At 70.1% G+C, this 23751-nt stretch carries 24 protein-coding genes; 19 read left to right on the forward strand and 5 right to left on the reverse strand.

Annotated elements, in window-relative coordinates; all coding sequences use genetic code 11:
- Nucleotides 1-136: 136 nt before the first annotated feature.
- Nucleotides 137-1474, reverse strand: a complete 1338-nt coding sequence (locus tag ACZ4D5_RS19200; RefSeq protein WP_467773527.1) for a M14 family metallopeptidase — start codon at nt 1472-1474, stop codon at nt 137-139.
- Between the two features lie 166 nt (nt 1475-1640).
- Between ACZ4D5_RS19200 and ACZ4D5_RS19205 the strand changes: the two genes are divergently transcribed.
- The gene (locus ACZ4D5_RS19205; protein ID WP_467773528.1) at nt 1641-2978 is read left to right on the forward strand and encodes an Nramp family divalent metal transporter; all 1338 of its coding nucleotides are present in this window, start codon (nt 1641-1643) and stop codon (nt 2976-2978) included.
- A 68-nt stretch (nt 2979-3046) separates the two neighbouring features.
- Here ACZ4D5_RS19205 and ACZ4D5_RS19210 read toward each other — a convergent pair whose 3' ends face one another.
- Nucleotides 3047-4048, reverse strand: coding sequence for a chitinase (locus ACZ4D5_RS19210; protein WP_467773529.1), 1002 nt, complete (start codon nt 4046-4048; stop codon nt 3047-3049).
- A 273-nt stretch (nt 4049-4321) separates the two neighbouring features.
- Between ACZ4D5_RS19210 and ACZ4D5_RS19215 the strand changes: the two genes are divergently transcribed.
- The 11 genes from ACZ4D5_RS19215 to ACZ4D5_RS19265 all read left to right on the forward strand — a co-directional run bounded on the left by ACZ4D5_RS19215 (nt 4322) and on the right by ACZ4D5_RS19265 (nt 13959).
- Nucleotides 4322-5233 carry a hypothetical protein gene (locus tag ACZ4D5_RS19215; RefSeq protein ID WP_467773530.1) on the forward strand — a complete coding sequence of 304 codons (912 nt, stop codon included), beginning with the start codon at nt 4322-4324 and terminating at the stop codon, nt 5231-5233.
- 101 nt (nt 5234-5334) lie between these two features.
- Nucleotides 5335-6045, forward strand: a complete 711-nt coding sequence (gene cpaB / locus ACZ4D5_RS19220) for a Flp pilus assembly protein CpaB (protein WP_467773531.1) — start codon at nt 5335-5337, stop codon at nt 6043-6045.
- Nucleotides 6046-6054: 9 nt separating this feature from the next.
- Nucleotides 6055-7692 (forward strand): AAA family ATPase, encoded by a 1638-nt coding sequence (locus tag ACZ4D5_RS19225; RefSeq protein WP_467773532.1) that lies wholly within the window; start codon nt 6055-6057, stop codon nt 7690-7692.
- A 107-nt stretch (nt 7693-7799) separates the two neighbouring features.
- The gene (locus tag ACZ4D5_RS19230) at nt 7800-8129 is read left to right on the forward strand and encodes a TadE/TadG family type IV pilus assembly protein (RefSeq protein ID WP_467773533.1); all 330 of its coding nucleotides are present in this window, start codon (nt 7800-7802) and stop codon (nt 8127-8129) included.
- 50 nt (nt 8130-8179) lie between these two features.
- Nucleotides 8180-9517 carry a CpaF family protein gene (locus ACZ4D5_RS19235; protein ID WP_467773534.1) on the forward strand — a complete coding sequence of 446 codons (1338 nt, stop codon included), beginning with the start codon at nt 8180-8182 and terminating at the stop codon, nt 9515-9517.
- An 88-nt stretch (nt 9518-9605) separates the two neighbouring features.
- On the forward strand, nt 9606-10553 hold the full coding sequence (locus tag ACZ4D5_RS19240; RefSeq protein WP_467773535.1) for a type II secretion system F family protein: 948 nt from the start codon (nt 9606-9608) through the stop codon (nt 10551-10553).
- Nucleotides 10554-10675: 122 nt separating this feature from the next.
- Nucleotides 10676-11566 carry a DUF5936 domain-containing protein gene (locus ACZ4D5_RS19245; RefSeq protein WP_467773536.1) on the forward strand — a complete coding sequence of 297 codons (891 nt, stop codon included), beginning with the start codon at nt 10676-10678 and terminating at the stop codon, nt 11564-11566.
- Nucleotides 11567-11850: 284 nt separating this feature from the next.
- Nucleotides 11851-12054, forward strand: a complete 204-nt coding sequence (locus tag ACZ4D5_RS19250; protein WP_467773600.1) for a hypothetical protein — start codon at nt 11851-11853, stop codon at nt 12052-12054.
- 11 nt (nt 12055-12065) lie between these two features.
- Nucleotides 12066-12659, forward strand: coding sequence for a pilus assembly protein TadG-related protein (locus tag ACZ4D5_RS19255; RefSeq protein WP_467773537.1), 594 nt, complete (start codon nt 12066-12068; stop codon nt 12657-12659).
- A 32-nt stretch (nt 12660-12691) separates the two neighbouring features.
- A complete protein-coding gene (locus tag ACZ4D5_RS19260; protein ID WP_467773538.1) occupies nt 12692-13279 on the forward strand; it encodes a hypothetical protein in 588 nt (195 codons plus the stop codon).
- Between the two features lie 2 nt (nt 13280-13281).
- Entirely contained in the window at nt 13282-13959 is a 678-nt protein-coding gene (locus tag ACZ4D5_RS19265) for an OmpA family protein (RefSeq protein WP_467773539.1), read from the forward strand.
- Nucleotides 13960-13989: 30 nt separating this feature from the next.
- Here the strand turns inward: ACZ4D5_RS19265 and ACZ4D5_RS19270 are convergent, their stop codons facing one another.
- The gene (locus ACZ4D5_RS19270) at nt 13990-14451 is read right to left on the reverse strand and encodes a nuclear transport factor 2 family protein (RefSeq protein WP_467773540.1); all 462 of its coding nucleotides are present in this window, start codon (nt 14449-14451) and stop codon (nt 13990-13992) included.
- A 150-nt stretch (nt 14452-14601) separates the two neighbouring features.
- On the opposite strand from ACZ4D5_RS19270, the gene ACZ4D5_RS19275 reads away from it, so the two are divergent.
- Together ACZ4D5_RS19275 and ACZ4D5_RS19280 are read left to right on the forward strand one after the other, a co-directional pair.
- Nucleotides 14602-15417 (forward strand): class I SAM-dependent methyltransferase, encoded by an 816-nt coding sequence (locus ACZ4D5_RS19275; RefSeq protein WP_467773541.1) that lies wholly within the window; start codon nt 14602-14604, stop codon nt 15415-15417.
- A gap of 90 nt (nt 15418-15507) precedes the next feature.
- Nucleotides 15508-15879 (forward strand): winged helix-turn-helix transcriptional regulator, encoded by a 372-nt coding sequence (locus ACZ4D5_RS19280; RefSeq protein ID WP_467773542.1) that lies wholly within the window; start codon nt 15508-15510, stop codon nt 15877-15879.
- Between the two features lie 201 nt (nt 15880-16080).
- On the opposite strand, the gene ACZ4D5_RS19285 is transcribed toward ACZ4D5_RS19280, so the two are convergent.
- Nucleotides 16081-16479, reverse strand: a complete 399-nt coding sequence (locus ACZ4D5_RS19285; RefSeq protein ID WP_467773543.1) for a DUF192 domain-containing protein — start codon at nt 16477-16479, stop codon at nt 16081-16083.
- A 323-nt stretch (nt 16480-16802) separates the two neighbouring features.
- On the opposite strand from ACZ4D5_RS19285, the gene ACZ4D5_RS19290 reads away from it, so the two are divergent.
- Nucleotides 16803-17288: a hypothetical protein gene (locus ACZ4D5_RS19290; protein WP_467773544.1), complete on the forward strand. Its 486-nt coding sequence runs from the start codon at nt 16803-16805 to the stop codon at nt 17286-17288.
- 100 nt (nt 17289-17388) lie between these two features.
- Here ACZ4D5_RS19290 and mgrA read toward each other — a convergent pair whose 3' ends face one another.
- On the reverse strand, nt 17389-18426 hold the full coding sequence (gene mgrA / locus ACZ4D5_RS19295) for an L-glyceraldehyde 3-phosphate reductase (RefSeq protein WP_467773545.1): 1038 nt from the start codon (nt 18424-18426) through the stop codon (nt 17389-17391).
- A gap of 111 nt (nt 18427-18537) precedes the next feature.
- Between mgrA and ACZ4D5_RS19300 the strand changes: the two genes are divergently transcribed.
- From ACZ4D5_RS19300 to ACZ4D5_RS19315, 4 genes are all read left to right on the forward strand, one after another.
- Complete coding sequence (locus tag ACZ4D5_RS19300) at nt 18538-19311, forward strand: isoprenyl transferase (RefSeq protein ID WP_467773546.1); 774 nt, start codon at nt 18538-18540, stop codon at nt 19309-19311.
- 332 nt (nt 19312-19643) lie between these two features.
- Nucleotides 19644-20966, forward strand: a complete 1323-nt coding sequence (locus ACZ4D5_RS19305) for a PhoH family protein (RefSeq protein WP_467773547.1) — start codon at nt 19644-19646, stop codon at nt 20964-20966.
- 400 nt (nt 20967-21366) lie between these two features.
- Nucleotides 21367-22086: an aggregation-promoting factor C-terminal-like domain-containing protein gene (locus tag ACZ4D5_RS19310; protein WP_467773548.1), complete on the forward strand. Its 720-nt coding sequence runs from the start codon at nt 21367-21369 to the stop codon at nt 22084-22086.
- 135 nt (nt 22087-22221) lie between these two features.
- Nucleotides 22222-23616, forward strand: coding sequence for an AI-2E family transporter (locus tag ACZ4D5_RS19315; protein WP_467773549.1), 1395 nt, complete (start codon nt 22222-22224; stop codon nt 23614-23616).
- Nucleotides 23617-23751 lie beyond the last annotated feature (135 nt).

Consider the following 23751-nt stretch of genomic DNA (forward strand, 5'->3'; position numbering starts at 1 on the left):
TCACCGACACGGACCGAACTCACGCACGCGTCCTGATACAAGGCGCGTCCGGGATGTGCCTCACCCCGGACGCGGCAGAGGGGCGGCGGGACGGCCCCGGACCCGCCCGGGGTCCGGGGCCGTCACGTACGACCGGTCAACTCGTGCAGTACTGCTGCTCCTTGCCGATCGACCGGTACATGCAGTCCGAGTTCTCCAGAAGCTGCAGCACCGCGTCGCGGTTGCGCGACGTCTCACGCTCGATCACCTCGTCGGGCGGGTAGAAACCGCCGCCGCCGGAGCGCGGGTACATCTCGAAGGTGTAGCTGAAGATCTTCTGGTTGCCCCACAGCCAGTCGTCGATCGACCCGTCCGTGATGTAGAGGTCACTGGCCTGTTCGGGCGTGTAGCCGTTGCTGGCGGCCATCTTGCGGCCGACGGCGGCGTGGGCGTCGCGGTCGTCCTGGGTGAGGCCGGGCGCCGTGTCGCTGTACGTGTATCCGTACGGCCACAGGATCAGTTCGCTGTACGTGTGGAAGTCGATGGCGGCCCTGATCTGCTGCTTGCCGCCGACGACGCGGCTGCGCACGAAGTTGGAGACGACCTTCACCTCGGGGGCGGACTCGGCGCTCGGACCGCGGTAGGTCTCGGAGCCCGTGGAGCCGGAGGAGCCGCCGCAGCAGCCCCACTTGAAGGCCCAGTTGCGGTTCAGGTCGGTGCCGACGTTCGAGGAACCGCTGTTGGGCTGGCGGTTCTTGCGCCAGCTGCGGTACGAGCCGGTGGCGATGTCGTACTCGCCGCCGTCCGGGTTCAGGTCCGGCACGATCCAGATCTCGCGCTCGTCGACCATCTTCTTGACGCGGGCGTCGGTGGCGTAGTCGTCGCCGAGCTCGCGCAGCAGGTACAGCGCCATCTCCACCGTGAGGTGCTCGCGTGCGTGCTGGTGGTGGGTGAAGAGGACCTCGGGCTCGGCCTCGTCGGTGCCGACGTTGTCGCTGATCTTGATGGCGACGAGGTCGCGGCCCGCGTAGGACTTGCCGATGACGCGCTTGCTGATCAGGTTCGGGTGGGCCGCGATGCGCTGGTCGATCTCCGCGTTCATCTCGGCGTAGTTGTGGTAGCGCGAGTCGGCGGGCGGGAAGTCCTTGGGCTCCACCGCCTTGCCGTCCGTGCGCTTCGGGGGAGCGGGCAGGAGCTTGAGGTCGTAGCCCAACTCCCTGAGCTCGGCCGCCTCTTGGCCGTCGGCGGAGACGACGACCGCGCGGGCGTCGACCTCGTCGATGGCGACGCCGGTGCGGGCGAGCGCGGTGCGCGCGGCGCGGCTGTCGCGCAGGGGGATCTCGTACTGCCGTGTCTCCTCGTCGGCCGCGGCCGGGCTCCGGGAGGCCTGGCCGGACGGTGCCGGTGAGGCGTTGGCGGTGATGGGGGCCGCCACGGCGAGGGCGAGCAGCGCCGCGAGGGCGGCGGATCTTCGGCCGCGAATGCGAAGTCGCATGAAGTCTCCTCAGGGGTGGGGGGTGGTTCAGTGCGACACGTGCGGGGACTGCGGGAAAACGGTGCGGGTTGCGCGGGCCCATCGTCGAGGCGTGGCATGGCCCCGTCAACGCTCTCTTCGGCCAACCCCCTTGTGCCCGGGGCCGCGATGCGCTTTCTTGATCGGCATGGCTGAAACCACAGGCAGCGGCGTCGCGGCGGGCGAGTCTGCGCCGCCCATGCGCAAGGCGAGCTGGAAGTACATCGGTCCGGGCATCGTCGTCGCCGCGACCGGTGTCGGCGCGGGCGACCTCGTCGCGACCCTCATCGCGGGCAGCAACTTCGGCTACACCCTGCTCTGGGCCGCCGTCATCGGCTGCGTCGTGAAGATCTCCCTCGCCGAGGCCGCGGGGCGCTGGCACCTGGCCACCGGGCGCACCCTGTTCGACGGCTGGGCGAGCCTCGGCCGCTGGACGACGTGGTTCTTCGTCGTCTACGTGGTGATCTGGGGGTACGTCTACGGAGCGGCCGCCATGTCGTCGACCGGACTGCCGCTCCAGGCGCTGTTCCCCGACGTCATGGAGCTCAAGTGGTGGGCGATCCTGACCGGTGTCGTCGGCCTGGTCTTCGTCTGGTTCAACAAGTACGCCGTCTTCGAGAAGGTCATGACGGTCCTGGTCGGCGTGATGTTCGTCGTGACCGTCTATCTCGCGATCCGCGTCACCCCGCACCTGGGCGACGCCCTCGCGGGACTCGTGCCCGTCCTGCCCGACGAGAAGGACTCCGTCCTCAACACGCTCGGCCTGATCGGCGGCGTCGGCGGCACCATCACGCTTGCCGCGTACGGCTATTGGGTCAACGCCAAGGGCTGGACCGACACGTCCTGGATGAAGGTGATGCGGCTCGACAACCGCGTCGCGTACATCACCACGGGCGTCTTCGTCGTCGCCATGCTCTTCGTCGGCGCCGAGCTGCTGCACTCCGCGAACGTCGCCATCGCCGGCGGCGACAAGGGCCTGGTCCAGCTCGGTGACATCCTGGAGAAGGAGTACGGCACCGCCACCTCCAAGCTCTTCCTCATCGGCTTCCTCGCCACCTCCTTCACCTCGCTGATCGGCGTATGGCACGGAGTGAGCCTGATGTTCGCCGACTTCGTGGAGCGCTACCGCAAGCAGCGCGCCGGTGTCGGCACCGGGGGCAAGGAGTCGAGCGGGGAGGCGGTGGCGTCCGGCGCCCGCGAGAAGTCCCTGCCGTTCCGGGCCTATCTGCTGTGGCTGACCTTCCCGCCGATGATCCTGCTCTTCCAGGGCCAGCCGTTCCGTCTCATCATCATCTACGGCGTCCTGGGCGCGGCCTTCATGCCGTTCCTCGCGCTCACCCTGGTCTGGCTGCTCAACTCCTCGCGCACGCCCCGTGAGTGGCGCAACGGCTGGGTCAGCAACGGCATGCTGGTCATCGCGGGCCTGCTGTTCCTGGTGCTGTGCGTCAAGCAGATCGCCGACCAGGACTGGGGGAGCTTCTTCTAGCCGGGCGAACGACAGCGCCGCCGGGGGAGCGGCGGCGCTGCGGTCTGGGAGGGGGGACGGGGTGCGGGCTAGGGGAGGCCGTGGACGTGCGGGCCGACCGCCTCGGACCAGGCGCTGCCCGCGGTCGCGTCCCAGTTGGTGGACCAGGTCATCGCGCCGCGGATGCCGGGGTAGGTCTTGGACGGCTTGAAGGAGCCGCAGCCCGTGCCCTTGGCCAGGCAGTCCAGGGCGTTGTTCACCACGCTCGGCTCGACGTGGCCGCCCCCGGCCGCGCGCGGGGAGGCGGGCACGCCGAGGCCCACCTGTGAGGGGGCGAGGCCGTTCTCCAGCTGGATGCAGGCGAGCGCGGTGAGGAAGTCGACCGTGCCCTGGCTGTAGACCTTGCCGTCGCAGCCCAGCATCGAACCGCTGTTGTAGTACTGCATGTTGACCACCGTGAGGATGTCCTTCACGGCGAGCGCGGTCTTGAAGTACTCGGTCGACGGGGACTGCATGTCGATGGTCTGCGGCGCCATGGTCAGCACGAGGCCCGAACCGGCCTTGCCCGCGAGCGACTTGAGTGCCTGCGTCATGTAGGTGGAGTTGAGGCCGTTCTCCAGGTCGATGTCGACGCCGTCGAAGCCGTACTCCCGCATCAGCGCGTACACGGAGTTCGCGAACGCGTCGGCCGACGCCGAGTCGTTCACCGACACCGCGCCCTTCTCGCCGCCGACGGATATGATCACGGACTTCCCGGCCGCCTGCTTGGCCTTGATGTCGGCCTTGAACTGGTCGACGGTGTAGCCGCCGAGGCCCGCGGAGTCGAGGTTGAAGGTCACCTGCCCCGGTGTGGCGGTGGCGTCGGCGAAGGCGACGGCGATGATGTCGTACTCGTTCTGCACGTCGCCGAGCTTCTGCACCTGGGCGCCGTTGTCGAAGTTCTGCCAGTAACCGGTCACCGCGTGCTGGGGGACGGCGCGGGTCCGGGCGTCGGCGGTGTCGGCGCCGCCGGTGAACAGGCCGGTGAACGCGAGGGCCAGGGCTGTGAGCGACCCGAGGACCGCTCCCGTTCTGCTGCGTGTGCGGTGCAACTGCTGCCTCCTGTGGGGGGAGTTGGACAGGGAGGTGCTGGGGGAACGGTGGCCACCGTCGTTCGCCAGGGTGGTGCCCGCTCGGCATGGTGTCTCCTGGCTTGGTCGTACAAGCTGGTCCAGACCAATTGAGTTGTCAAGGGCTCAAGCACCACTCGATTCCCGCCGCGCGGTGCCCACCTCCACATGAACAGTGCGAAGTTGGGTGTTGAGGCACCCATGACGTGGATATGGTGCTGAGGCAGGAGTGCACGAGGACCGGGGGTGTACGCGTTGCCGACCGCCATAGCCGTCACCGGCCCCGACCTGGTGCTGCCGTCACCCGACCGGCACACCCCGTCGGCCGCCGTCCTCCAGTCGGCCGTGCAGTCCCCGCGGGCGTACTCCCTGGACCAGGCGCTCACCGAGATGAACACGCTCATCGAGCACCACGGCCATGTGGTCGCCCTGTGCCCCGCCTCCGCGCCCGCCTCCGTCGCCCAGCGCCTGCACGCCGTCCGCTCGGTCCTGGAGAGCGACCGGATCGCCATCGTCCGCTCGGACCTGCCACCCCTCGGTCTCGCCGTACTCGCCCTCCAGCTGCGGCAGTTGTCGATCTGCGACTTCAGCCCCGGCGTCCTGGCCTCCGCCGCGCGCCTGCTCTCCCACTACATCTACGCGGGCGCCCTGCTCGGCTCCGTCGCCAGGCTCGACCGCGTGCCCGTCACCCTCCAGTCGCACGCCAAGTCCTGGATGCCGGGCGCCCAGTTCGCGGTCCTCGCCACCCCGAAGCCCGAGCTGGTGAAGGTCTCGGGCGGCACCGACGCACGGCTGCCGGGCCCGGGATTCACCACCCGGCTCCTCTACGCCACCGGCCAGCTCGCGCCCGCCTGGGTCACCGACACCCTCGCCCCCGACTGGCACGTCGAGGGGGTCGCCGAGGCGCGCCTGCCGTCCGGGTCGGCGCGCTGGTGGGCCACCGGCAGGCTCGTCGAGTTCGCCGCGGCCATCCCGGACATCTCCGTCCTCTACCAGCTGGTGTCGTCCGTGCGCCGCGACGACTGCCACTGGTGCGGCCTCGAACTCATCGGCGACCGCTGCGCGTTCTGCGCCGCGCCCCTGCCGCCGCCCTCCGACCGCCCCTCGCCACCGGTGCGCGCCCTGATCTCCCGCGGCGCCACCGCCCTGCCCCGCGGCGCGACCTAGGCCAGGCGCCACCCCGTACGCCGTACGCGACCGACGACCGATCACGCGCCACCCCGCTCACTGTCCGTAGCCAACCGCACCCGATCGAGGTAGTCCGGCCCATGAACTCACGCCAGCGCCGCGGCGTCATCCTGCTGGTCCTTTCGGTCCTGTGCGCGTTCGGCGCGTTCGCGGGCGTCCTCTCGGTGATCCGCGACGTGAACTCGAAGGTGGGCCCGGAGACCTCCGCGTACAAGCTCAAGGACGACATCGCGCCCTACAAGGAGCTGACCGCCGGGCAGTTCGAGAAGGTCGAGATGCCCGAGCGCTGGCTCTCCGACAACGCCGTCACCGACCTGCGCGAGATCCGCGGGAAGATCGCCGTCACCCAGCTGCGCAAGGGCTCGCTGCTGCAGTCCGACATGATCGTCAAGCGGCCCCGGCTCGGCGCGGGGCAGCAGGAGATCGCCATCATGATCGACGCGTCGACCGGCGTCGCCGGAAAGATCACGCCCGGCTCGACGGTCAACATTTACGCCACCTTCAAGGGCGAGGCCGACCAGGCGAAGGACCAGTCCAAAGTCATCGTGGAGGGCGCCAAGGTGCTCGATGTCGGCAAGCTGACCCCGCTCGACCCCGACCAGGACGACCGCACGCGCCGCAAGGCCACCGAGGCCGTGCCGATCACGTTCGCCCTCGGCACCGCTGATGCCCAACGCGTCGCGTACGCCGAGTCGTTCGCCACCCACGTCCGGCTCGCCCTGGTCGGCGCGGGCGGCGACGCCACCGTCCCGCCGCGCGACCGGACGTACACCCTCGACGAGGACAAGTAGGAGGCTCGCATGGCCGCCACCCGGATCCTCCCCGCCGTCGGGGACATCGAGGCCGCCCGCGCGCTGTCCACGCTCACCGGCCAGCTGCCCGACGCCGAACCCGCCCTGCCCGTCGCGGACTCCACCGCCCTCATCGACACCCTCGCGCGGCTCGCCGCCGAGTCCGTCGAGGAACTGCCGGAGGTCGTCCTCGTCCACGAGCGCATCGGCCCCGTCCCCGCCCTCGACCTCATCCGCGACCTGGTCCTGCGCTTCCCCGCGGTCGGCGTCGTCCTCATCACCGCCGACACCAGCCCCGGACTCCTCACCGCCGCCATGGACTCCGGGGCCCGCGGCATCGTCGGCCTCCCGCTCGCCTACGACGCCCTCGCCGAGCGCGTCCAGGCCGCCGCCGCCTGGTCCACGGGCATGCGGCGGCATCTGGGCAGCGGGGGCCTTGAGCTGTACGGGGGCGGGGGCGCCGGCACGGGAGCCGGGTCCGGCGGCGCGGGCACCGTCGTCGCCGTCAGCGGGGCCAAGGGCGGCGTCGGGGCCACCGTGACGGCCGTCCAACTCGCCCTCGCCGCCCGCGCGTCGGGCCGCACCGTCGCCCTCCTCGACCTCGACCTGCAGTCCGGGGACATCGCCTCCTACCTCGACGTGCAGTTCCGGCGCTCCGTCGCCGACCTCGCCGCCATCACCGACATCACGCCCCGCGTCCTCCAGGACGCCGTCTACACCCACGAGACCGGCATCGGCCTGCTCCTCGCCCCCGCCGAGGGCGAGCGCGGGGAAGAGGTCACCGACCGGGTCGCCCGCCAGACCATCGGCGCCCTGCGCGCACGCTACGAGGTGGTGGTCGTCGACTGCGGCGCCTACGTCACCGGCGCGAGCGCCGCCGCCGTCGAACTCGCCGACCAGGCCCTGCTGTTGGTCACGCCCGACGTGGTGGCCGTGCGCGCGGCCAAGCGCATGGTGCGGCTCTGGGACCGCCTCCAGATCCGCAAGGCGGAGGAGACCGTCACGGTCGTCAACCGCCACGGCAAGTCCGCGGAGATCCAGCCGTCCCTGGTGGAACGCGTCACCGGCACGAAGGCGGCCCGCTCCACGGTCCCGGCGGGGTTCAAGGAACTCCAGGGCGCCGTCGACGCGGGCCGCATGCAGGACCTCGACAGCCGCTCCTCGGTGAAACAGGCCCTGTGGGGCCTGGCCGGTGAACTGGGCCTGGTCGACGCGGAGTCCACGGGCGCGGGGGGCGGGAAGCGGGGCGGCCTCTCCCTGCGCCGCAAGGCGGCGAGCGGCGACCGCGGCGCGGTCACGCTGGAGTTCGCCGGGATGTTCCCCCTGCTGCTCGCCGTCCTCGCGATCCTGTGGCAGTGCGCGTTGTACGGCTACACGTACTCCCTCGCGGGAAACGCCGCGGACGAGGCGGCGAGGGCGGCCACGGCGGCGTACGCGGCGGGCGGGGGCACGGCAGGCGCCTGCTCGTCCGCCGCCCGGGAACACCTCCCGGACGCCTGGCAGGACGCGGCGGTGACCTGCACGGACGAGGGCCCGGTCTGGAAGGCCCACGTCTCGGTGGACGTCCCGGTCTTCTTCCCGGGAATCGACGCGGGCTGGCACGTGAACGGGGAGGCGGGGGCGGCGAAGGAGGGGGAGGACGAATGAGCCCGTTCCCTGCCGCCGCAAGGCGTTCCGCACCGGCACGTCCCAGGAGGGCGGGCGCAGTCACCAGGGCGCCCGGCAGCCGCAGGTGGAACGACCGCGGAGTCTCCATGCTGGAGTTCGCCGGTTTCCTGCCCGTACTGCTCCTCGTGGGCCTCGCCGCCATTCAGCTGGGCCTGGTGGGATACGCCGCCAACCAGGCGGGCACCGCCGCCCGCGCGGCGGCCCGCGCCGCCTCGCAGGGCGACTCCGGCCAGGCGGCGGGCCAGGCCGCCATGGACGGCGGCCTCACCGCGAACATCGGCGTCAGCGACGGCGGCACCACCACGACCGCCACGGTGAAGGTCCAGGTCCCCACCCTCCTCCCCTTCGTCGACACGGACTGGACCGTCACGAAGGAGGCCACCATGCCCAACGACGACGCAGCCGACACCGACTGAAGCACCGCCCCACCGAAGTCCCGTACCGCCAAGGGAGGTTGAAGGACGACATGAGCCTGCGCGACCGCGTGGCCCCCACCCACCAGACGGAGCCGAGCCGCGACGACGGCCTCGTCGCCGTCTACCGCTCCAAGCTCCTGGAGGAGATCGACCTCGCCGAGATGTCCTCGCTCGCGGCAGCGGACCGCCGCGTCCGCCTGGAACGCGTACTCGGCCACATCATCAGCCGCGAGGGCCCCGTCCTCTCCACCTCCGAACGCGCCCAGCTGATCCGCCGCGTGGTCGACGAGGCCCTCGGCCTCGGCGTACTCGAACCGCTCCTCGCCGACGCCTCGATCACGGAGATCATGGTCAACGGCCCGGACTCGATCTTCGTGGAGCGAGCCGGACGCGTCGAACAGCTCCCCCTCCGCTTCGCCTCGAACGACCAGCTGATGCAGACGATCGAGCGCATCGTCTCCACGGTCAACCGCCGCGTGGACGAGTCGAACCCCATGGTCGACGCCCGCCTGCCCACCGGCGAACGCGTCAACGTCATCATCCCGCCGCTCGCCCTCACGGGCGCGACCCTCACGATCCGCCGCTTCCCGCGCGCGTACACCCTCCCCGAACTCATCGGTCTGGGCTCCCTCGACGAGCACATGCTGATGCTGCTCGCGGCGTTCGTCCGCGCCCGCTTCAACCTCATCGTCAGCGGCGGCACGGGCTCGGGGAAGACGACCCTCCTGAACGCCCTCTCCGGCCTGATCCCCGCCCACGAGCGCATCATCACCATCGAGGACTCGGCGGAGCTCCAGCTCCAGCAGGAGCACGTGATCCGCCTGGAATCCCGCCCCCCGAACGTCGAGGGCAAGGGCCAGATCACCATCCGCGACCTCGTCCGCAACAGCCTCCGCATGCGCCCCGACCGCATCATCGTCGGCGAGGTCCGCGGCGGCGAGACCCTGGACATGCTGCAGGCGATGTCGACGGGGCACGACGGCTCGCTCGCCACCGTCCACGCGAACACCGCGGAGGACGCCCTGATGCGGCTGCAGACCCTCGGCTCCATGTCGGAGGTCCAGATCCCCTTCGAGGCGCTGAAGGACCAGATCAACTCGGCCGTCGACGTGGTCATCCAGCTCACCCGCCACGCCGACGGATCCCGCAGGATCTCCGAGATCGTGCTGCTCGTCTCGCACGGCCGCCAGCAGTTCCGCATCGTGCCCGTCACCCGTTTCGTGGCACGCCCGCTCGGCCCCGACCGTGTGGTGCACGGCTACTTCGAGCACCTCCCGCTGCCGCGCGAGGTCGCCGACAAGCTGTACGTGGCGAACGAACCGGTGCCGCCGGCGTTCGGCGTGGCGGAGGCCGTCGACGTACTGAACACGAGGGAAGCGATCGGATGACGACGAGGGAAGCGACCGGATGACGACGAGGGAAGCGACCGGATGACGACGAGGGAAGCGACCGGATGACGACGAGGGAAGCCGCCCGATGAACAACCCCGCCCTCCTCGCCCTGGGCGCCACGATCCTCACGGGTACGCTCGCGGTCGCGGGAGTCCACACGTACGCGTCCGGACGGGCCCAACGCCAGGCCCTGGTGGACCGGTTGGCGCTCGGCCCCGGCACGGGCGACGGCGGACCGCCGTCCCGCACGCGCCGCTTCGCCGCCGTCGACCGCCGACTGCGCCGCACCCGCCTGGGCCGGTCGATCCACCTGCGCCTGTCCTCGACGGGACTCGACCTGACGGCGGGCGAGTTCTTCACGTACGTCGTCGCGGTCGTCGCCGCGCTCTGGCTGATCGCGGCAGCGACCCTGGCCCCCTTCTTCGGCCCGATCGCGGGCGTCGTGGCGGTGTGGAGCGCGGTCGCCTTCCTCAACTGGCAACGCCAGAAGCGCATCGAGGCGTTCATCAACCAACTCCCGGACGTGGCACGCATCCTGGCCAACGCGACGGCGGCGGGCCTCGCCCTGCGCACGTCCCTGGCGATGGCGGCGGAGGAGCTGGAGGCCCCGGCCGGCGAGGAACTCTCGCACGTGGCGGACCAGTTGACGCTGGGCCGCTCGGTCGACGACACGCTCGGCGAACTGGCCGAACGCCTCCCGTCCCGAGAGCTGGTGGTCCTGGTCACCACCCTGGTCCTCTCCAACAAGGCGGGCGGCACGGTGGTCAACTCGCTCCGCAACCTCACGCAGACCCTGGAGGACCGGAAGGAGACGCGCCGCGAGGTCCGCACGATGCTGTCGGAGGTCCACGCGACGGCGTTCACGGTCCCGCTCCTGGGCCTGGGCTCCCTGCTGCTGATCAACTCCTCCAACGAGGGCGCGCTGGCGCGGGTGACCGGTTCACCGCTCGGCCAGACGCTGATCCTGATCTCGCTCGGTCTCTACGGGGTCGGTTTCTTCGTGATCAGGCGCCTGGGAAAGATCGAAGTCTAGAAAGCCCGAAGCCTGGAAAGCCCAAGGTCCAGAAAGACCGAAGCTCAGAGGACCGAAGCTCAGAAGACCGAAGCTCAGAAGACCGAAGCCCACAAGACTGAAGTCCAGGAAGGTTCGCGACGATGCTGGCACTGGCTCTTGCCGCCCTGATGGGCCTGGCCGTGGCGGGTGTCTGCCAGGGGATCCGGATGTACCGCGCGGACGCGAAGCTGCCGTCCGACCTGGCCGTCGCCCTGGAGGTGGGCGCGACCCGCGTCTCGGCGGCGGGCTCCGCGGTGGACCGCCTGGGCATGCGCTTCGCGCCCCTGGTCCTGCGGCTGATGGGCCCGAAGCGGGTCGACGCCAAGCGCCGCAGGATCGACATGGCGGGCAACCCCGGCGGCCTCACGATCGACCGCTACGCGGCGCGGCGCGCGGTGTACGGCGTGTTCGGCCTGCTCCTCGGCCTGATCTTCCTCACGAACGGCTCCCCGCTCTTCGCCCTCCTGACCCTCGCCTTCGGGGCGACGGCGGCGGACGCGCTGATCTGGCAGGCGATCCGCGAACGCCGCGAGGTCATCGACCGCACCCTGCCCGACTTCCTGGACGTCCTCGCCGTGGTGGTCTCGGCGGGCCTCGGCTTCCGGCAGGCGCTGGACCGCGTGGCGGAGCGGTACGAGGGCCCCTGGGCGGACGAACTCCGCATCACCCTCCGCCAGATGGACATGGGCGTCAGCCGCCGCCAGGCCTTCGACGAACTGCGCCGCCGCAACGCCTCCGAGCAGGTCGCCCAGTTCGTCTCGGCCCTCCAGCAGGGCGAGGAACTGGGCTCCCCGATCGCGGACACGCTCATCCAGCTCGCCACGGACATGCGGCGCACGGACGCGCAGAACTCCCGCCGCAGGGCGGCGAAGACGATCCCGAAGGCGACGATGGTGACGCTGGTCTTCATGCTCCCGGCGACGATGATCCTGATCGCGGCGGGCATGTTCCTCGGTTCGGGCTCCGACTTCGGTTCGATACTGGGCCGTTGAGATGAATTGCCGCTGTGATGCGCCAGGCTCCGCGAAACCCCTTCGCGGATGCAACTCGATGTGGGACAGTCAGGGCTGAGTTCACGGTTCGCGGGAGGGGACTTCGTGCATGGTGATCTCACCGAGGGGGAAGGGAATCCGCCAACTTGCGGACCCGTGGCGCCCAAGAGCCCATTGGTTGCGCAGAGTTGCTGCCGCTGCACGTGTTGTGGCGTACGTTGCCTCTGACTGCAACGGTCGCGGTATCGGGTGGGAGAGAAGGGGCCGTCGTGCTGAAGGAACGCGTGCTCAGAGTCTGGGTCGACTGGACGGTGACCGTGGCTTCCCGGGTTCGGGGGAGGGAGCGGGATTCCGGGGCGGGGTTCGTGGAGTATGCGGGGTTGATGATTCTTATTGCGGGGATCTACACGTTGATCGACGGTCTCGCCCTCGACAACAAGATCTCCACGGCGATCGGCAATGCGGTGAGCGACGTCGTCGGAGGGTGACGCGCTGCTGCTTGCAGAGCGACCGAGGGCAGACTCTCCCCATCTACATCTGGATCACGGGGATTCTGCTCTTTGTTGCGTTCGCCTTCTTCGCGTTCGCCCAGGCCGCATCCGCCCGTAATGGTGCCCAATCTGCAGCGGATGCCGCCGCGTTGGCGGCTGCCCAGGACTCCCGTGACGAGCTTGTCGAGGGACTGGGGGCGACCATCGGTGAGGGGGACGACTGGCTCGACTGGTTGGCCGGCGACAAGTTCACCGGTGACGGTGCACGAGGGGCTGCCGAGGCCTTGGCCGCGGACAACGAATCGACAGTCATCGGTTTCGGCCCGGACGAGGTGAATGGCTACCCCGGCTACTGGGCAAAGGTCGAAACTGACTACACGGTCGGCGACTCGATCATTCCCGGCACCGAGTCCAAGCACGCAAAGGCCGAGGCTACCGCCATCATCAAACCGCGCTGCGACGTCGACCTTTCGGCCGACCCGGAGGAGGGCGTGGAGTTCGAGTGTGACGGCGGCGAATCCTTCGAGTTCGATCCGGACAACTTCGAACTGGACGACCTACCGGACGCATCCGTCCTCTTCTCTGTCCACCTGGCCGACTGACCGGCGATCGACGAAAGAAGGTAGCGGTAGCGATGAGCATTCGGCGCTCGATGACGGGCCGCAGGGCCATGACCGCTGTTGCGATCACGACTGGGCTGGTCTTCGCGGTCGCCGGTTGTGGTGGAGGCGGCGACGAGGACAAGCCCGCGGAGAAGTCCAGGTCCGCAGCTCCTGACAAGCAGGAAGACAAGAGCAAGGAGTCGCAGACGCCTGCGGCGGGTCAAGCCCTTGCTGAAGCCAAGGGCGATGGCGTAACTCTCGTGATCACTTCGGCGAATCGTGACGAGGGGGGCTTCGTCACCGTCTCGGGCAAGGTGACGAACACCTCTGGTGGACTGTGGACGGGCGGCCAGTGGCGCGGCGACGAGAAGGAGTTGCAGAAGAACGGTGGGTCCGTGGCAGGGGCCAGCCTGGTGGACGGCGAAGGCAAGAAGCGGTACCTCGTCCTGAGGGACACCAGCGGACGCTGCCTGTGCACCAAGTTCGAGGGCGGCATCGACTCGGGACAGACCGTCGACTGGTTCGCACAGTTCCCCGCACCGCCGGAAGGCACTGACAAGGTCACCTTCCAGGTGGGGTCGATGCCACCCGCCCCCATAGAGCTCACCGAGGGCGAGTAACCATGACCCGCGCCCCCCTCACCCGCGCCCGAACCGGCCTCGGCACCGCCACCCTCACCGCCCTGGCCCTCCTCCTCGCCCCGCCCCCCGCCTCCGCCGACAACGACGACCCCTCCGCGCCCCCCGGCAGCACCACCACGTCCCCGCCCCCCGAGGTCGACTCCAACAGCCCCGGGCTCAAGCTCGCCGACGGCGCCACGCTCGCGCCCGCCAAGGTGTTGGACATCAAGTCCGTCGTCGAGGACCTCGGCGGCGAGGAGCGCCGCGAGGACACCAACACGGACGTGAAGTTCGCGCTGCAGGCCGAGGTCCTGTTCCCCAAGGACAGCGCGAAGCTGAACCCCGAGGCGAACGCCCGGATCAAGGCCATCGCGGAGGAGGCCAAGGCCCAGAAGGCCACGGACGTACGCGTCTTCGGGTTCACGGACGACCTCGGCTCCTACGGCCACGGCAAGAAGCTCTCCCGCGAGCGCGCGGAAGCCGTGCACGACAAGCTCGCGGGCCATCTCGGCCCCGAGGTCACCTACTCCGTACGCGGCTACAGCGAGGACTACCCCATCGCGGACAACGGCTCCGAGGAGGGCCGCAAGAAGAACCGCCGCGTGGAGGTCTCGTTCCCGCGCGGCGCGGCCGACGCGGGGCCGGGAAGCGCGGGCGGCGCGAGCGGCGGGAACCCGTGAGCGGCGGGGGAGTCCCGGGTGGCGGGGAACCTACCCCTTGAGCCATGGATACCGCCCCGCGTCCCCGCCGCCGTAATCCGGGTCCAGATAGATGAAGCACCGCTGGATCAGCCAGTCCCTGATCTCGAAGACGTCGCAGAAGCGGCCCGCCCCCCACTCGGGCAGGCCGGCGCGCCAGGCGCCGTCACGGTGCTCGCCGTGGCTGGTGCCCTCGCAGACCAGGGTGTCCGTGCCGGAGAAGATCCAGTTGAAGTCGGCGTAATGGTGCGTGATGGAGCGGAGCGTGCCGCCCACGTCGCCGAACATCCGCCCGATCTCCGCCTTGCCCTCGGCGAGGCCCCACTTGGGGAAGTACACCTGGGCGTCGTCCGCGAAGAGATCGAGGAGCGGGGCGCCGTCGGAGGTCTTGCCACCGCGGTCGAACGCCTTGAGGTACTCCAGCGCGACCGACTTCCGCTGCTCGTCCGTCATGGTGTGCCGGGTGACTGTCACACGGCGGAAGTCTGACGCCTCCGGGGCACGCGTCAAGAGGTCGCCCGCCTCCGCCGTGCCCGGGCTCCGCGCAGCCGTTCCCCGTGGCGGGCGGCGGGTGGCGGCGGAAACCCGGATGTGACGCGGCGCCCCCGATGCCAGGATTGCCCCATGAGCACCAGCCCTGACGACCGCGCCGGCCTTGACGACCGCACCAGCCCCGCCGACCGCCCCCGCACCTTCGACGACCTCGTAGCCGAAGCCGAGGCCGCCCCCACCGAAGGCTGGGACTTCTCCTGGTTCGAGGGCCGGGCCACCGAGGCGCGGCCCTCCTGGCGGTACGCCGAGGCGATGGCGCGGCGCCTGGCCGGGGCGTCGGCGAGCCTGGACATCCAGACCGGCGGCGGCGAGGTCCTCGCCTCCGCGGCCACCCTGCCGCCGCTCGCGGTCGCCACGGAGGGCTGGCCCGCGAACGTCGCCAAGGCCACCGCCCTGCTGCACCCGCGGGGCGTGGTCGTCGTCGCCTCGCCGGAGGACGCGCCGCTGCCGTTCGCGGACGGCGCGTTCGACCTGGTCACCAGCCGGCACCCGGTCAAGGCCCACTTCGACGAGATCGCCCGCGTGCTGCGCCCCGGCGGCTCGTACTTCGCCCAGCACGTGGGGCCCGCCAGCGTCTTCGAGGTCGTCGAGTACTTCCTCGGGCCACAGCCGGAGGACGTGCGCAACGGCCGGCACCCCGACCTGGAGCGCGCCGAGGCCGAGGCCGCTGGCCTGGAGGTGGTGGACCTGCGGGCCGAGCGGCTGCGGATGGAGTTCCACGACATCGGGGCGGTCGTCCACTTCCTGCGCAAGGTGGTGTGGATGGTCCCGGACTTCGAGGTGGAGAAGTACCGGCCGCGGCTGCGCGAGCTGCACGACAGGATCCGCGCGGAAGGCCCCTTCGTGGCCCACAGCACCCGGCACCTGTTCGACCTGCGCAAGCCATAGCGCCAGCCGTGGCGGCGGTCCGCGGAGGTACTGTCGATCGAGTAAGCGAGTCGATCGGGCAAGTGACCGTACGGACCAGAGGAGTTGGCCATGCCGAAGGAGAAGGGGCCGTACGCCTGCGGCCTGGACGCGGCCGTGGACGTCGTCGGCGGAAAGTGGAAGCCCATGATCCTGTGGGCGCTGTACTCGGGCAGGACGCTGCGCTTCGGCGAGCTGAAGCGGCACATCTCCGGTGTCAGCGAGAAGGTGCTGATCCAGCAGCTGCGGGAGCTGGAGTCCGACGGCATCGTGCACCGCGAGGTCTACCGCGAGGTGCCGCCGAAGGTGGAGTACTCCCTGACCGACCTCGGCCAGTCCCTCAACACGGCGCTGCTGCCCCTGGGGTTGTGGGGAGACGAGCACATGCAGCAGGTGGTCGCGAACAAGGCCAATGCCAACAACAGCGCCAATAGCGCCGCCTAATCCACCAATTCGGGCAGATCGCCCTCTTGTCTCATCTCATCACGTACGCCTCAAAATCGAAGCCTTGATTCCGCATCGTTATCAATACTGGCTCGATCCGCCCCTAAGCGTCACGTAAGTTCAGACCAAGGCTAATTCGCGTGAGCAAAGCTGCGCGTGCGGTGCCGCGCAGTGGAGGGGGCTGCGCGGCACCGCGAGCCCTCATCCGACGCCGTGCGCGGCATCGCGTACGACGATCCGCGCGCCCCGGCGCACACCCCAGCGCGCCATCGCCCCGGCCTCCGCTTCGAGCACGTGCCGGGCCCGTGGCCGCGGCAGCCCGATCCGCCCCGGCCGCATCGTCCGGACGGACAGCACGCACAACTCCCGGTCCAGATACGCCACATCAATGGCGAACCGCATCCGCACGGTGTGCACGCCGCTCGCCCGGGTCAGGAGCAGCGCCCCCGTCACGCCCGTGCGCCCGAGCAGTCCCCGCCGCCGGGCCCGCGCCGAGTCCGCGATCTCCAGGGGGATCTCCGGAGCGATCTCCGCGAGGGCCTCCGGCGGGGCCCCCGCGGGGGCCTTCGGGGCGGGCGCGGAGACCGTCATCGTCGCCATGCCGGGAAATTAGCGTCACGGACACCCGGGGCGTCAAGCACGCGAACCTCGCCGGGGTCCCTCTTGGGGGGTACCGCCCCATCCGGCCGAATCTGGCCCTCGAACCCCGGATTCCGCCCGTGGAACGGGGTCTCGCAGTCGCCGCCCGGTCTCGGAGAGTAGTTGTGGCACGCCGATGCACGCAGCATCACTTACGAAGGGTTATGGTGGAAACCCCCCCTCGGGCCGGTCCGTCTCCCCCCCACGGACCGGCCCGTTTTTTTGTGCCCGCGTCCAGACACCGGCGGACGGCGGAAGATCGACGTCCAGTTATGGTCAGGGACATGTCGAACCAGTTCCCCCCACCGCACCAGAACCCGCACGTCGACCCGTACACCAACCCCCAGGCGGGTCTGCCCAGTTACACCGGTCCGGCGCAGGACCCCGCGTACGCCCACGGCCCGATGGCGCCCCAGAAGATGCCCGGCGTCGTCCGCGCCGCACAGATAGTCCTCTGGGTCCTCGGCGGACTCCTCGTCCTCGGCACGATCGGCCTGATCTTCACGGTCAACCCGGAGACGGCGGGCGCCGCGCTCGGCGTGAACATCTGCCTGCTGGTCTCCGCGTGCATGGCCTTCCGCTACGGGACCGTCGGCAACGGCATCCGCGTCACCTGCATCGTCCTGATGAGCGTGCAGATCGCCTTCGCGCTCGGCGGCGCGGCCGGCGGCAACCCGGCGGGACTGCTGCCGCTGCTCGGCGCCATCGCCGTCGTCGTCCTGCTCTCCCAGGGCGTGGCGGGCGCGTGGTTCAAGCGTCCGCGCGGCTGACGGCGGGGACGCGGCCCCCGCGCCCCGCGAGGGGCGCGGGGAACTGCGCGACCGGCCACATCCGTCCCGCGGACGTGACACCGGCCCTCCCGCGGAGTGCTCAGCCCCGTCCCGCCCAGATGTTCGTCCCCGGCGTCGACACCGCGAACGTGTCGATGGCGGCCAGCTCCTCGTCCGTCAGCTTCGGGCCCGTGAGCGCCGCCACGTTCTCCTCCAGCTGCTTCACGCTGGAGGCGCCGATCAGCGCGGAGGTCATGCGCTCGTCGCGCAGCACCCAGTTGAGGGCGAGCTGGGCGAGCGACTGGCCGCGGCCCGCCGCGATGTCGTTCAGGCCGTTGAGGCGGCGTACGACCTCGTCGCTCAGCAGGTTCGGGTCCAGGGACTTGCCCTGCGTCGCGCGCGAGCCCTCGGGGATTCCCTTGAGGTACTTGTTCGTGAGCAGGCCCTGGGCGAGCGGCACGAAGGAGATGCAGCCCATGCCGGCCTCCTCCAGGGTGTCGAGCAGCCCGTCCTCCTCGGTCCAGCGGTTGATCATCGAGTAGGACGGCTGGTGGATGAGGGCGGGGACCCCCATCTCCCGCAGCAGGCGGGCCGCTTCGGCGGTCTGCTCGCTGTTGTAGGAGGAGACACCCGCGTAGAGCGCCTTGCCCTGCTGGACGGCCGAGGCGAGCGCGCCCATCGTCTCCTCGAGCGGGGTGTCCGGGTCGAAGCGGTGGGAGTAGAAGATGTCGACGTAGTCGAGACCCATCCGCTCCAGCGACGCGTCCAGCGACGAGAGCAGGTACTTGCGGCTGCCCCACTCGCCGTACGGACCCGGGTGCATGAGGTACCCCGCCTTGGTCGAGATGACCAGTTCGTCGCGGTACGGGGCGAAGTCCTGCGCGAAGATCTTGCCGAAGTTGAGCTCCGCCGAACCGGGCGGCGGGCCGTAGTTGTTCGCCAGGTCGAAGTGGGTGACGCCCAGGTCGAAACCGCGGCGCAGGATCGCGCGCTGCGTCTCAAGGGCCTTGTCGTCGCCGAAGTTGTGCCAGAGGCCGAGGGAGACGGCGGGCAGCTTCAGGCCGCTGCGGCCCGTGCGCCGGTACTCCATCGCGTCGTAGCGGTCCGCCGAGGCGACGTAAGGAGAGGTGTCGTTCATGGTTACGAAGCTACGACAGAGCCCGGACGTCCTGTGGCTCACACCCCAGTTTTCCGGCGGTAGGCTTTCGCCTTCGGGGACTGCCGTCTGCACGGAGGGGTTGGAAACACCGTGAACCTGCGGGACAGGCTGCGCGGCCTGCTGGTCAGGCTGTACGCACGCCGGGTGGAAGGTCACCTGGACCATGACCAGGTGCCCAAGCACATCGGGGTCATCATGGATGGCAACCGACGCTGGGCGAAGGCCGCCGGATCCACCACCGCCCAGGGCCACCAGGCGGGTGCGAACAAGATCGAGGAGTTCCTCGGCTGGTGCAGCGAGACGGACGTCGAGGTCGTCACGTTGTGGCTGCTCTCGACGGACAACTTCGACCGGCCCCAGGACGAACTGGGTCCGCTCCTCGGCATCATCGAGGACACCGTCCGCTCGCTGGGCCGCGACGGACGCTGGCGCGTCCACCACGTCGGGGCCACCGACATCCTGCCGTCGGGCATGCGGAACGTCCTCAAGGAGGCGGAAGAGGCCACGGCCCACGTCAAGGGGATAGTGGTCAACGTCGCGATCGGCTACGGCGGCCGCCAGGAGATCGCCGACGCCGTCCGCTCGATGCTGCTCGACGCCTCGGACAAGGGGCAGTCCCTGGAGGAGGTGGCCGACAAGGTCGACGTCGACCTCATCGGCAAGCACCTCTACACACGGGCCCAGCCGGACCCGGACCTGGTGATCCGAACGAGTGGTGAACAGCGACTGTCCGGGTTCATGCTCTGGCAGACCGCTCACTCCGAGTACTACTTCTGCGAAGTCTTCTGGCCGGCCTTCCGGAAGGTCGACTTCCTGCGTGCGCTGCGTGATTACGCCGCCCGGCACCGCCGTTACGGGGGCTGACCCCCTCACGCCCCTGAGGTCGGGGTAACCCAGAGTTAACCAACGCGTCGTCATATGCCCTGGCATGGCTGCGCTTGTTCGAGGGAATAAGCCTTCCAGGTCGACGTCCGAGCAGTGTCCGAAAGGGACGTCGTTCTCAGCGGGCGGCATCAGGCCGTCCGCCCGGGAGGCCCTTTGCACCAGGACGACCGTGTGAGCAGCACGGGCGACGTGGAGGGCCGGCGCTCGGCCCGCGCATCGCGGCCCGTGACCGGCCCGGTTCACACCCGCCGGACCGCGCCCGGTATCCCTCCCGTCGCTCCCCGACCTCATCCGAGGGGGTACGTCCTTCCGTGGTGACCAGCACAAAGCGCCGCATGCCCGACAGGCGCACCTATGTTCTCGACACCAGCGTCCTGCTGGCCGACCCGAACGCCCTGACCCGCTTCGACGAGCACGAAGTCGTGCTCCCCGTCGTCGTGGTGACGGAGCTGGAGGCCAAGCGGCACCATCCGGAGCTCGGCTACTTCGCCCGGCAGGCCCTGCGCCTGCTGGACGACTTCCGCATCCGGCACGGCCGCCTGGACGCCCCGATCCCGATCGGGGACCTGGGCGGTTCGCTGCGCGTCGAGCTCAACCACTCCGATCCCGGCGTGCTCCCGGCCGGCTACCGGTTGGGGGACAACGACTCACGGATTCTCGCCGTAGCGCGCAATCTCCAGGCGGAGGGATACGACGTCACGGTCGTGTCCAAGGACCTCCCGCTCAGAATCAAGGCGTCGTCGGTCGGGCTCCTCGCCGAGGAGTACCGCGCGGAGCTCGCCATCACGGACTCCGGCTGGACCGGAATGTCCGAACTGACCCTCTCCGGTGAGCAGGTCGACCTCCTCTTCGAGGAAGACACCCTGTACGTCCCCGAGGTCGCCGACCTGCCGGTGCACACGGGCCTCACCATCCAGTCGGAGCGGGGCAAGGCCCTCGGCCGCGTCACGGCCGAGGGCAACGTCCGTCTCGTACGCGGCGACCGTGAGGCCTTCGGCATCAAGGGCAGGAGCGCGGAGCAGCGGGTCGCGCTCGATCTGCTCCTCGACCCGGACGTCGGGATCGTCTCGATGGGCGGGCGCGCGGGCACCGGCAAGTCGGCGCTCGCGCTCTGCGCGGGCCTCGAAGCGGTCCTTGAGCGCAGGCAGCACCAGAAGGTGATGGTCTTCCGGCCGCTGTACGCGGTGGGCGGGCAGGAGCTCGGCTATCTGCCCGGCACCGAGGCCGAGAAGATGGGCCCCTGGGCGCAGGCGGTCTTCGACACGCTCGGTTCGGTGGCCGGGAAAGAGGTCATCGAGGAGATCACCGCGCGCGGGATGCTGGAGGTCCTCCCGCTCACCCACATCCGCGGGCGCTCGCTGCACGACGCGTTCGTGATCGTGGACGAGGCCCAATCCCTGGAGCGGAACGTCCTGTTGACCGTTCTGTCCCGAATCGGGGCGAACTCCCGTGTCGTGCTGACCCATGACGTGGCCCAGCGCGACAACCTCCGCGTGGGGCGGTACGACGGCGTGGTGGCCGTCGTGGAGAAGCTGAAGGGGCATCCGCTCTTCGCACACGTCACGCTCACCCGCTCCGAGCGTTCCCAGATCGCGGCCCTGGTGACCGAAATGCTGGAGGACGGCCACATCTGACGCGGTATGCACGGCAGTTGGCGCCGCCCGGCGAAGCGAGTGAGCCTAGTCGGGCGGCGTCTTCGTGCGTGCCGCTTTCCGTAAAACTCCTGGGACAAACGAGGTGTGAGCTTTCCCACGCAACGGAGAATTGCCTTGCGGCGTCGAGCTGGGGCAGAGTCTGGGTCCTGTCAGGCCCCGCATGCGACACACCTGTACCCCCAGCGGTACGGCAACTCAGGCACCACAGAACTTCATAGTGACCGTCGCATGCCGCCCGAAGCACCACGCGGCGCTCCCGTGAAGGGAGTTGTCCACCGGGCCCGCGCCTCCCGTGACCGATTTACCAGCGGAGGCCAGCGCCAGGGGCACGATTGCGTCCGCGAGGTCACCTATGCGGGCGATGCTGGAAGGAAACCGTGTGAGCCGGATTTCGGTCCGGGGATTCGCCGTGGCATCAGCCACCGCGGTCACCACCGTCGGCGCTGTCGTGGGTGTCGCCTCGGGCGACACCCAGCCCTCGAACTCGAACGACATCGAGGCAGCGGCAAGCGACGCGACGCTCCTCGCAGACATACCCGCCGGTCAGCAGGCGCAGGTCCAGACCGCGTCCCTGACGCAGCAGGCCGACGCGCAGGCCATGGCCGCCGACACCGCCGCCAAGAAGACCGCCGCGGAGGAGGCCCGCAAGCAGGCCGCCGCATCGGCGATCGAGAAGCAGAAGGCCGCGGAGAAGGCGGAGGCGGCCGAGAAGGCCGCGGCCAAGAAGGAGCGTGAGGAGAAGGCCGAGGCCAAGGCCAGCCGCTCCTCCGGCCGCGACGCCTCCAGCTTCGCGCCCCAGAGCTCGTACACGGTCGCGCAGGTCCAGGCGATGGCACGGCAGATGGTCCCCGGCGACCAGTTCCAGTGCTTCAGCAACATCGTCAACCACGAGTCCACGTGGAACTACAAGGCGACCAACGCCTCCTCGGGCGCCTACGGCCTCGTCCAGGCGCTGCCCGGTTCCAAGATGGCCTCGGCGGGCGCCGACTGGCAGACCAACCCGGCCACGCAGATCAAGTGGGGCCTGAACTACATGAACGACCGCTACGGAAGCCCGTGCGGCGCCTGGAGCTTCTGGCAGGCGAACAACTGGTACTAGGCCCACGCCGGCCGTACCGCGCTCAACCTTGCGAGGCCCCTCACCGTCCTTCGGTGAGGGGCCTCGCACGTGTACGGTCGGTCCGGACAGCTCCAGGGGGGAGTGGTGGGGAAAGACGGGGGAAGAGGACGGATCATGTCGCGAGTGCCAGGGTGGCTGGGTCGGCTCGGCGCCGGACTGAGCGAGATGGGCGAGCGGTTGAACGAGCAGCGCCGCGACAAGGAGGCCGAGGCCGACGCCGAGGACGCGCGCGACGGCCTGGGCGGCCGCCGAAGGGACGCGGCCGCGGACGACGGCCGGGACCCGGTCGACGACGTGTCGGGCACGGAGGGCGAGCGCGAGCACGTGCCGCCGCCGCCCGCGTACGCGCCGGCCATAGCGGCGAGGCCCGACCCGGTGGCGGCCGTGCCGTGGGGGATGCGGGTCGCGGCCGAGGCCGGCTGGCGTCTCCTCGTCCTCGCGGGCACGCTCTGGGTCCTGATGAAGGTCATCAGCGAGGTGCAGCTGGTGGTGCTCGCCTTCGTGGCCGCCCTGCTGATCACCGCGATGCTGCAGCCCACGGTGGCCCGGCTCAAGAAGCTCGGCCTGCCGCGCGGGCTCGCGACCGCCGTCACCGCGATCCTCGGCTTCGTGATCATGGGCCTGGTCGGCTGGTTCGTGGTGTGGCAGGTCATGGAGAACGCCAACGAACTGTCGCAGCAGGTCCAGGACGGCATCGAGGATCTGCGCAAGTGGCTCCTCAACAGCCCGTTCCACGTGACCGAGGACCAGATCAACGAGATCGCCAAGAGCCTGCGCGACGCGGTCGGCGCCAACACGGAGGAGCTCACCTCCGCGGGCCTGGAAGGCGTCACGGTCATCGTCGAGACGCTGACCGGCATCCTGCTCGCGATGTTCTCGACGCTCTTCCTGCTCTACGACGGCAAGCGCATCTGGCAGTGGACGCTGAAGCTGGTGCCCGCCCAGGCGCGGCCCGGCGTCGAGGGCGCGGGCCCCAGGGCCTGGCGCACGCTCACCGCGTATGTGCGCGGCACGGTGATAGTGGCTCTGATCGACGCGATCTTCATCGGGCTCGGCATCTACTTCCTCGGGGTGCCGATGGCGGTGCCGCTCGCCGTGTTCATCTTCCTGTTCGCGTTCATCCCGCTCGTGGGCGCCGTGATCTCGGGCGCGCTCGCGGTGGTCGTCGCGCTGGTCACCCAGGGCGTGTTCACGGCGGTGATGGCGCTGGTGGTGGTCCTCGCGGTGCAGCAGATCGAGGGCCACATCCTGCAGCCGTTCATCCTGGGCCGCGCGGTGCGGGTGCACCCGCTGGCGGTCGTGCTGTCCGTCGCCGCGGGCGGCCTGGTCGCCGGCATCGGCGGCGCGGTGGTCGCGGTGCCGCTGGTGGCGGTCACGAACACGGTGGTCGGCTATCTGCGGGCGTACTCGCGCGAGGAGGCCCTCAAGCAGGCGCCGCAGCCGAGGGGGGCGACGGCACTGGACGTCGCCCCCGCGGAGCACGTCGCTCCCGCGGAGCCGCCGAAGTAGCGTCGTACGCGAGACGAGAAGCGGGGGGGGGCCCCCCCCGGGGTGGCGGCCCCGGTTGTGTGTGTTGGGGGGTATGCGGGTCCGGCGACGGGTGACGCGGGGGACCCGCCCCCCGGGATAAACCGGGGGCCAATT

The organism is Streptomyces sp. NPDC025651, from assembly GCF_055558735.1.

Excerpts from the sequence above, each read along its gene's own strand:
- ACZ4D5_RS19275 (WP_467773541.1), top strand. The coding sequence starts at position 14,602 with ATGAGCACCAGCCCTGACGACCGCGCCGGCCTTGACGACCGCACCAGC.
- ACZ4D5_RS19265 (WP_467773539.1), top strand. The coding sequence starts at position 13,282 with ATGACCCGCGCCCCCCTCACCCGCGCCCGAACCGGCCTCGGCACCGCC.
- ACZ4D5_RS19290 (WP_467773544.1), top strand. The coding sequence starts at position 16,803 with ATGTCGAACCAGTTCCCCCCACCGCACCAGAACCCGCACGTCGACCCG.
- ACZ4D5_RS19285 (WP_467773543.1), bottom strand. The coding sequence starts at position 16,479 with ATGGCGACGATGACGGTCTCCGCGCCCGCCCCGAAGGCCCCCGCGGGG.
- ACZ4D5_RS19200 (WP_467773527.1), bottom strand. The coding sequence starts at position 1,474 with ATGCGACTTCGCATTCGCGGCCGAAGATCCGCCGCCCTCGCGGCGCTG.
- ACZ4D5_RS19225 (WP_467773532.1), top strand. The coding sequence starts at position 6,055 with ATGGCCGCCACCCGGATCCTCCCCGCCGTCGGGGACATCGAGGCCGCC.
- ACZ4D5_RS19205 (WP_467773528.1), top strand. The coding sequence starts at position 1,641 with ATGGCTGAAACCACAGGCAGCGGCGTCGCGGCGGGCGAGTCTGCGCCG.
- ACZ4D5_RS19245 (WP_467773536.1), top strand. The coding sequence starts at position 10,676 with ATGCTGGCACTGGCTCTTGCCGCCCTGATGGGCCTGGCCGTGGCGGGT.
- ACZ4D5_RS19260 (WP_467773538.1), top strand. The coding sequence starts at position 12,692 with ATGAGCATTCGGCGCTCGATGACGGGCCGCAGGGCCATGACCGCTGTT.
- cpaB (WP_467773531.1), top strand. The coding sequence starts at position 5,335 with ATGAACTCACGCCAGCGCCGCGGCGTCATCCTGCTGGTCCTTTCGGTC.
- ACZ4D5_RS19280 (WP_467773542.1), top strand. The coding sequence starts at position 15,508 with ATGCCGAAGGAGAAGGGGCCGTACGCCTGCGGCCTGGACGCGGCCGTG.
- ACZ4D5_RS19315 (WP_467773549.1), top strand. The coding sequence starts at position 22,222 with ATGTCGCGAGTGCCAGGGTGGCTGGGTCGGCTCGGCGCCGGACTGAGC.
- ACZ4D5_RS19230 (WP_467773533.1), top strand. The coding sequence starts at position 7,800 with ATGCTGGAGTTCGCCGGTTTCCTGCCCGTACTGCTCCTCGTGGGCCTC.
- mgrA (WP_467773545.1), bottom strand. The coding sequence starts at position 18,426 with ATGAACGACACCTCTCCTTACGTCGCCTCGGCGGACCGCTACGACGCG.
- ACZ4D5_RS19235 (WP_467773534.1), top strand. The coding sequence starts at position 8,180 with ATGAGCCTGCGCGACCGCGTGGCCCCCACCCACCAGACGGAGCCGAGC.
- ACZ4D5_RS19240 (WP_467773535.1), top strand. The coding sequence starts at position 9,606 with ATGAACAACCCCGCCCTCCTCGCCCTGGGCGCCACGATCCTCACGGGT.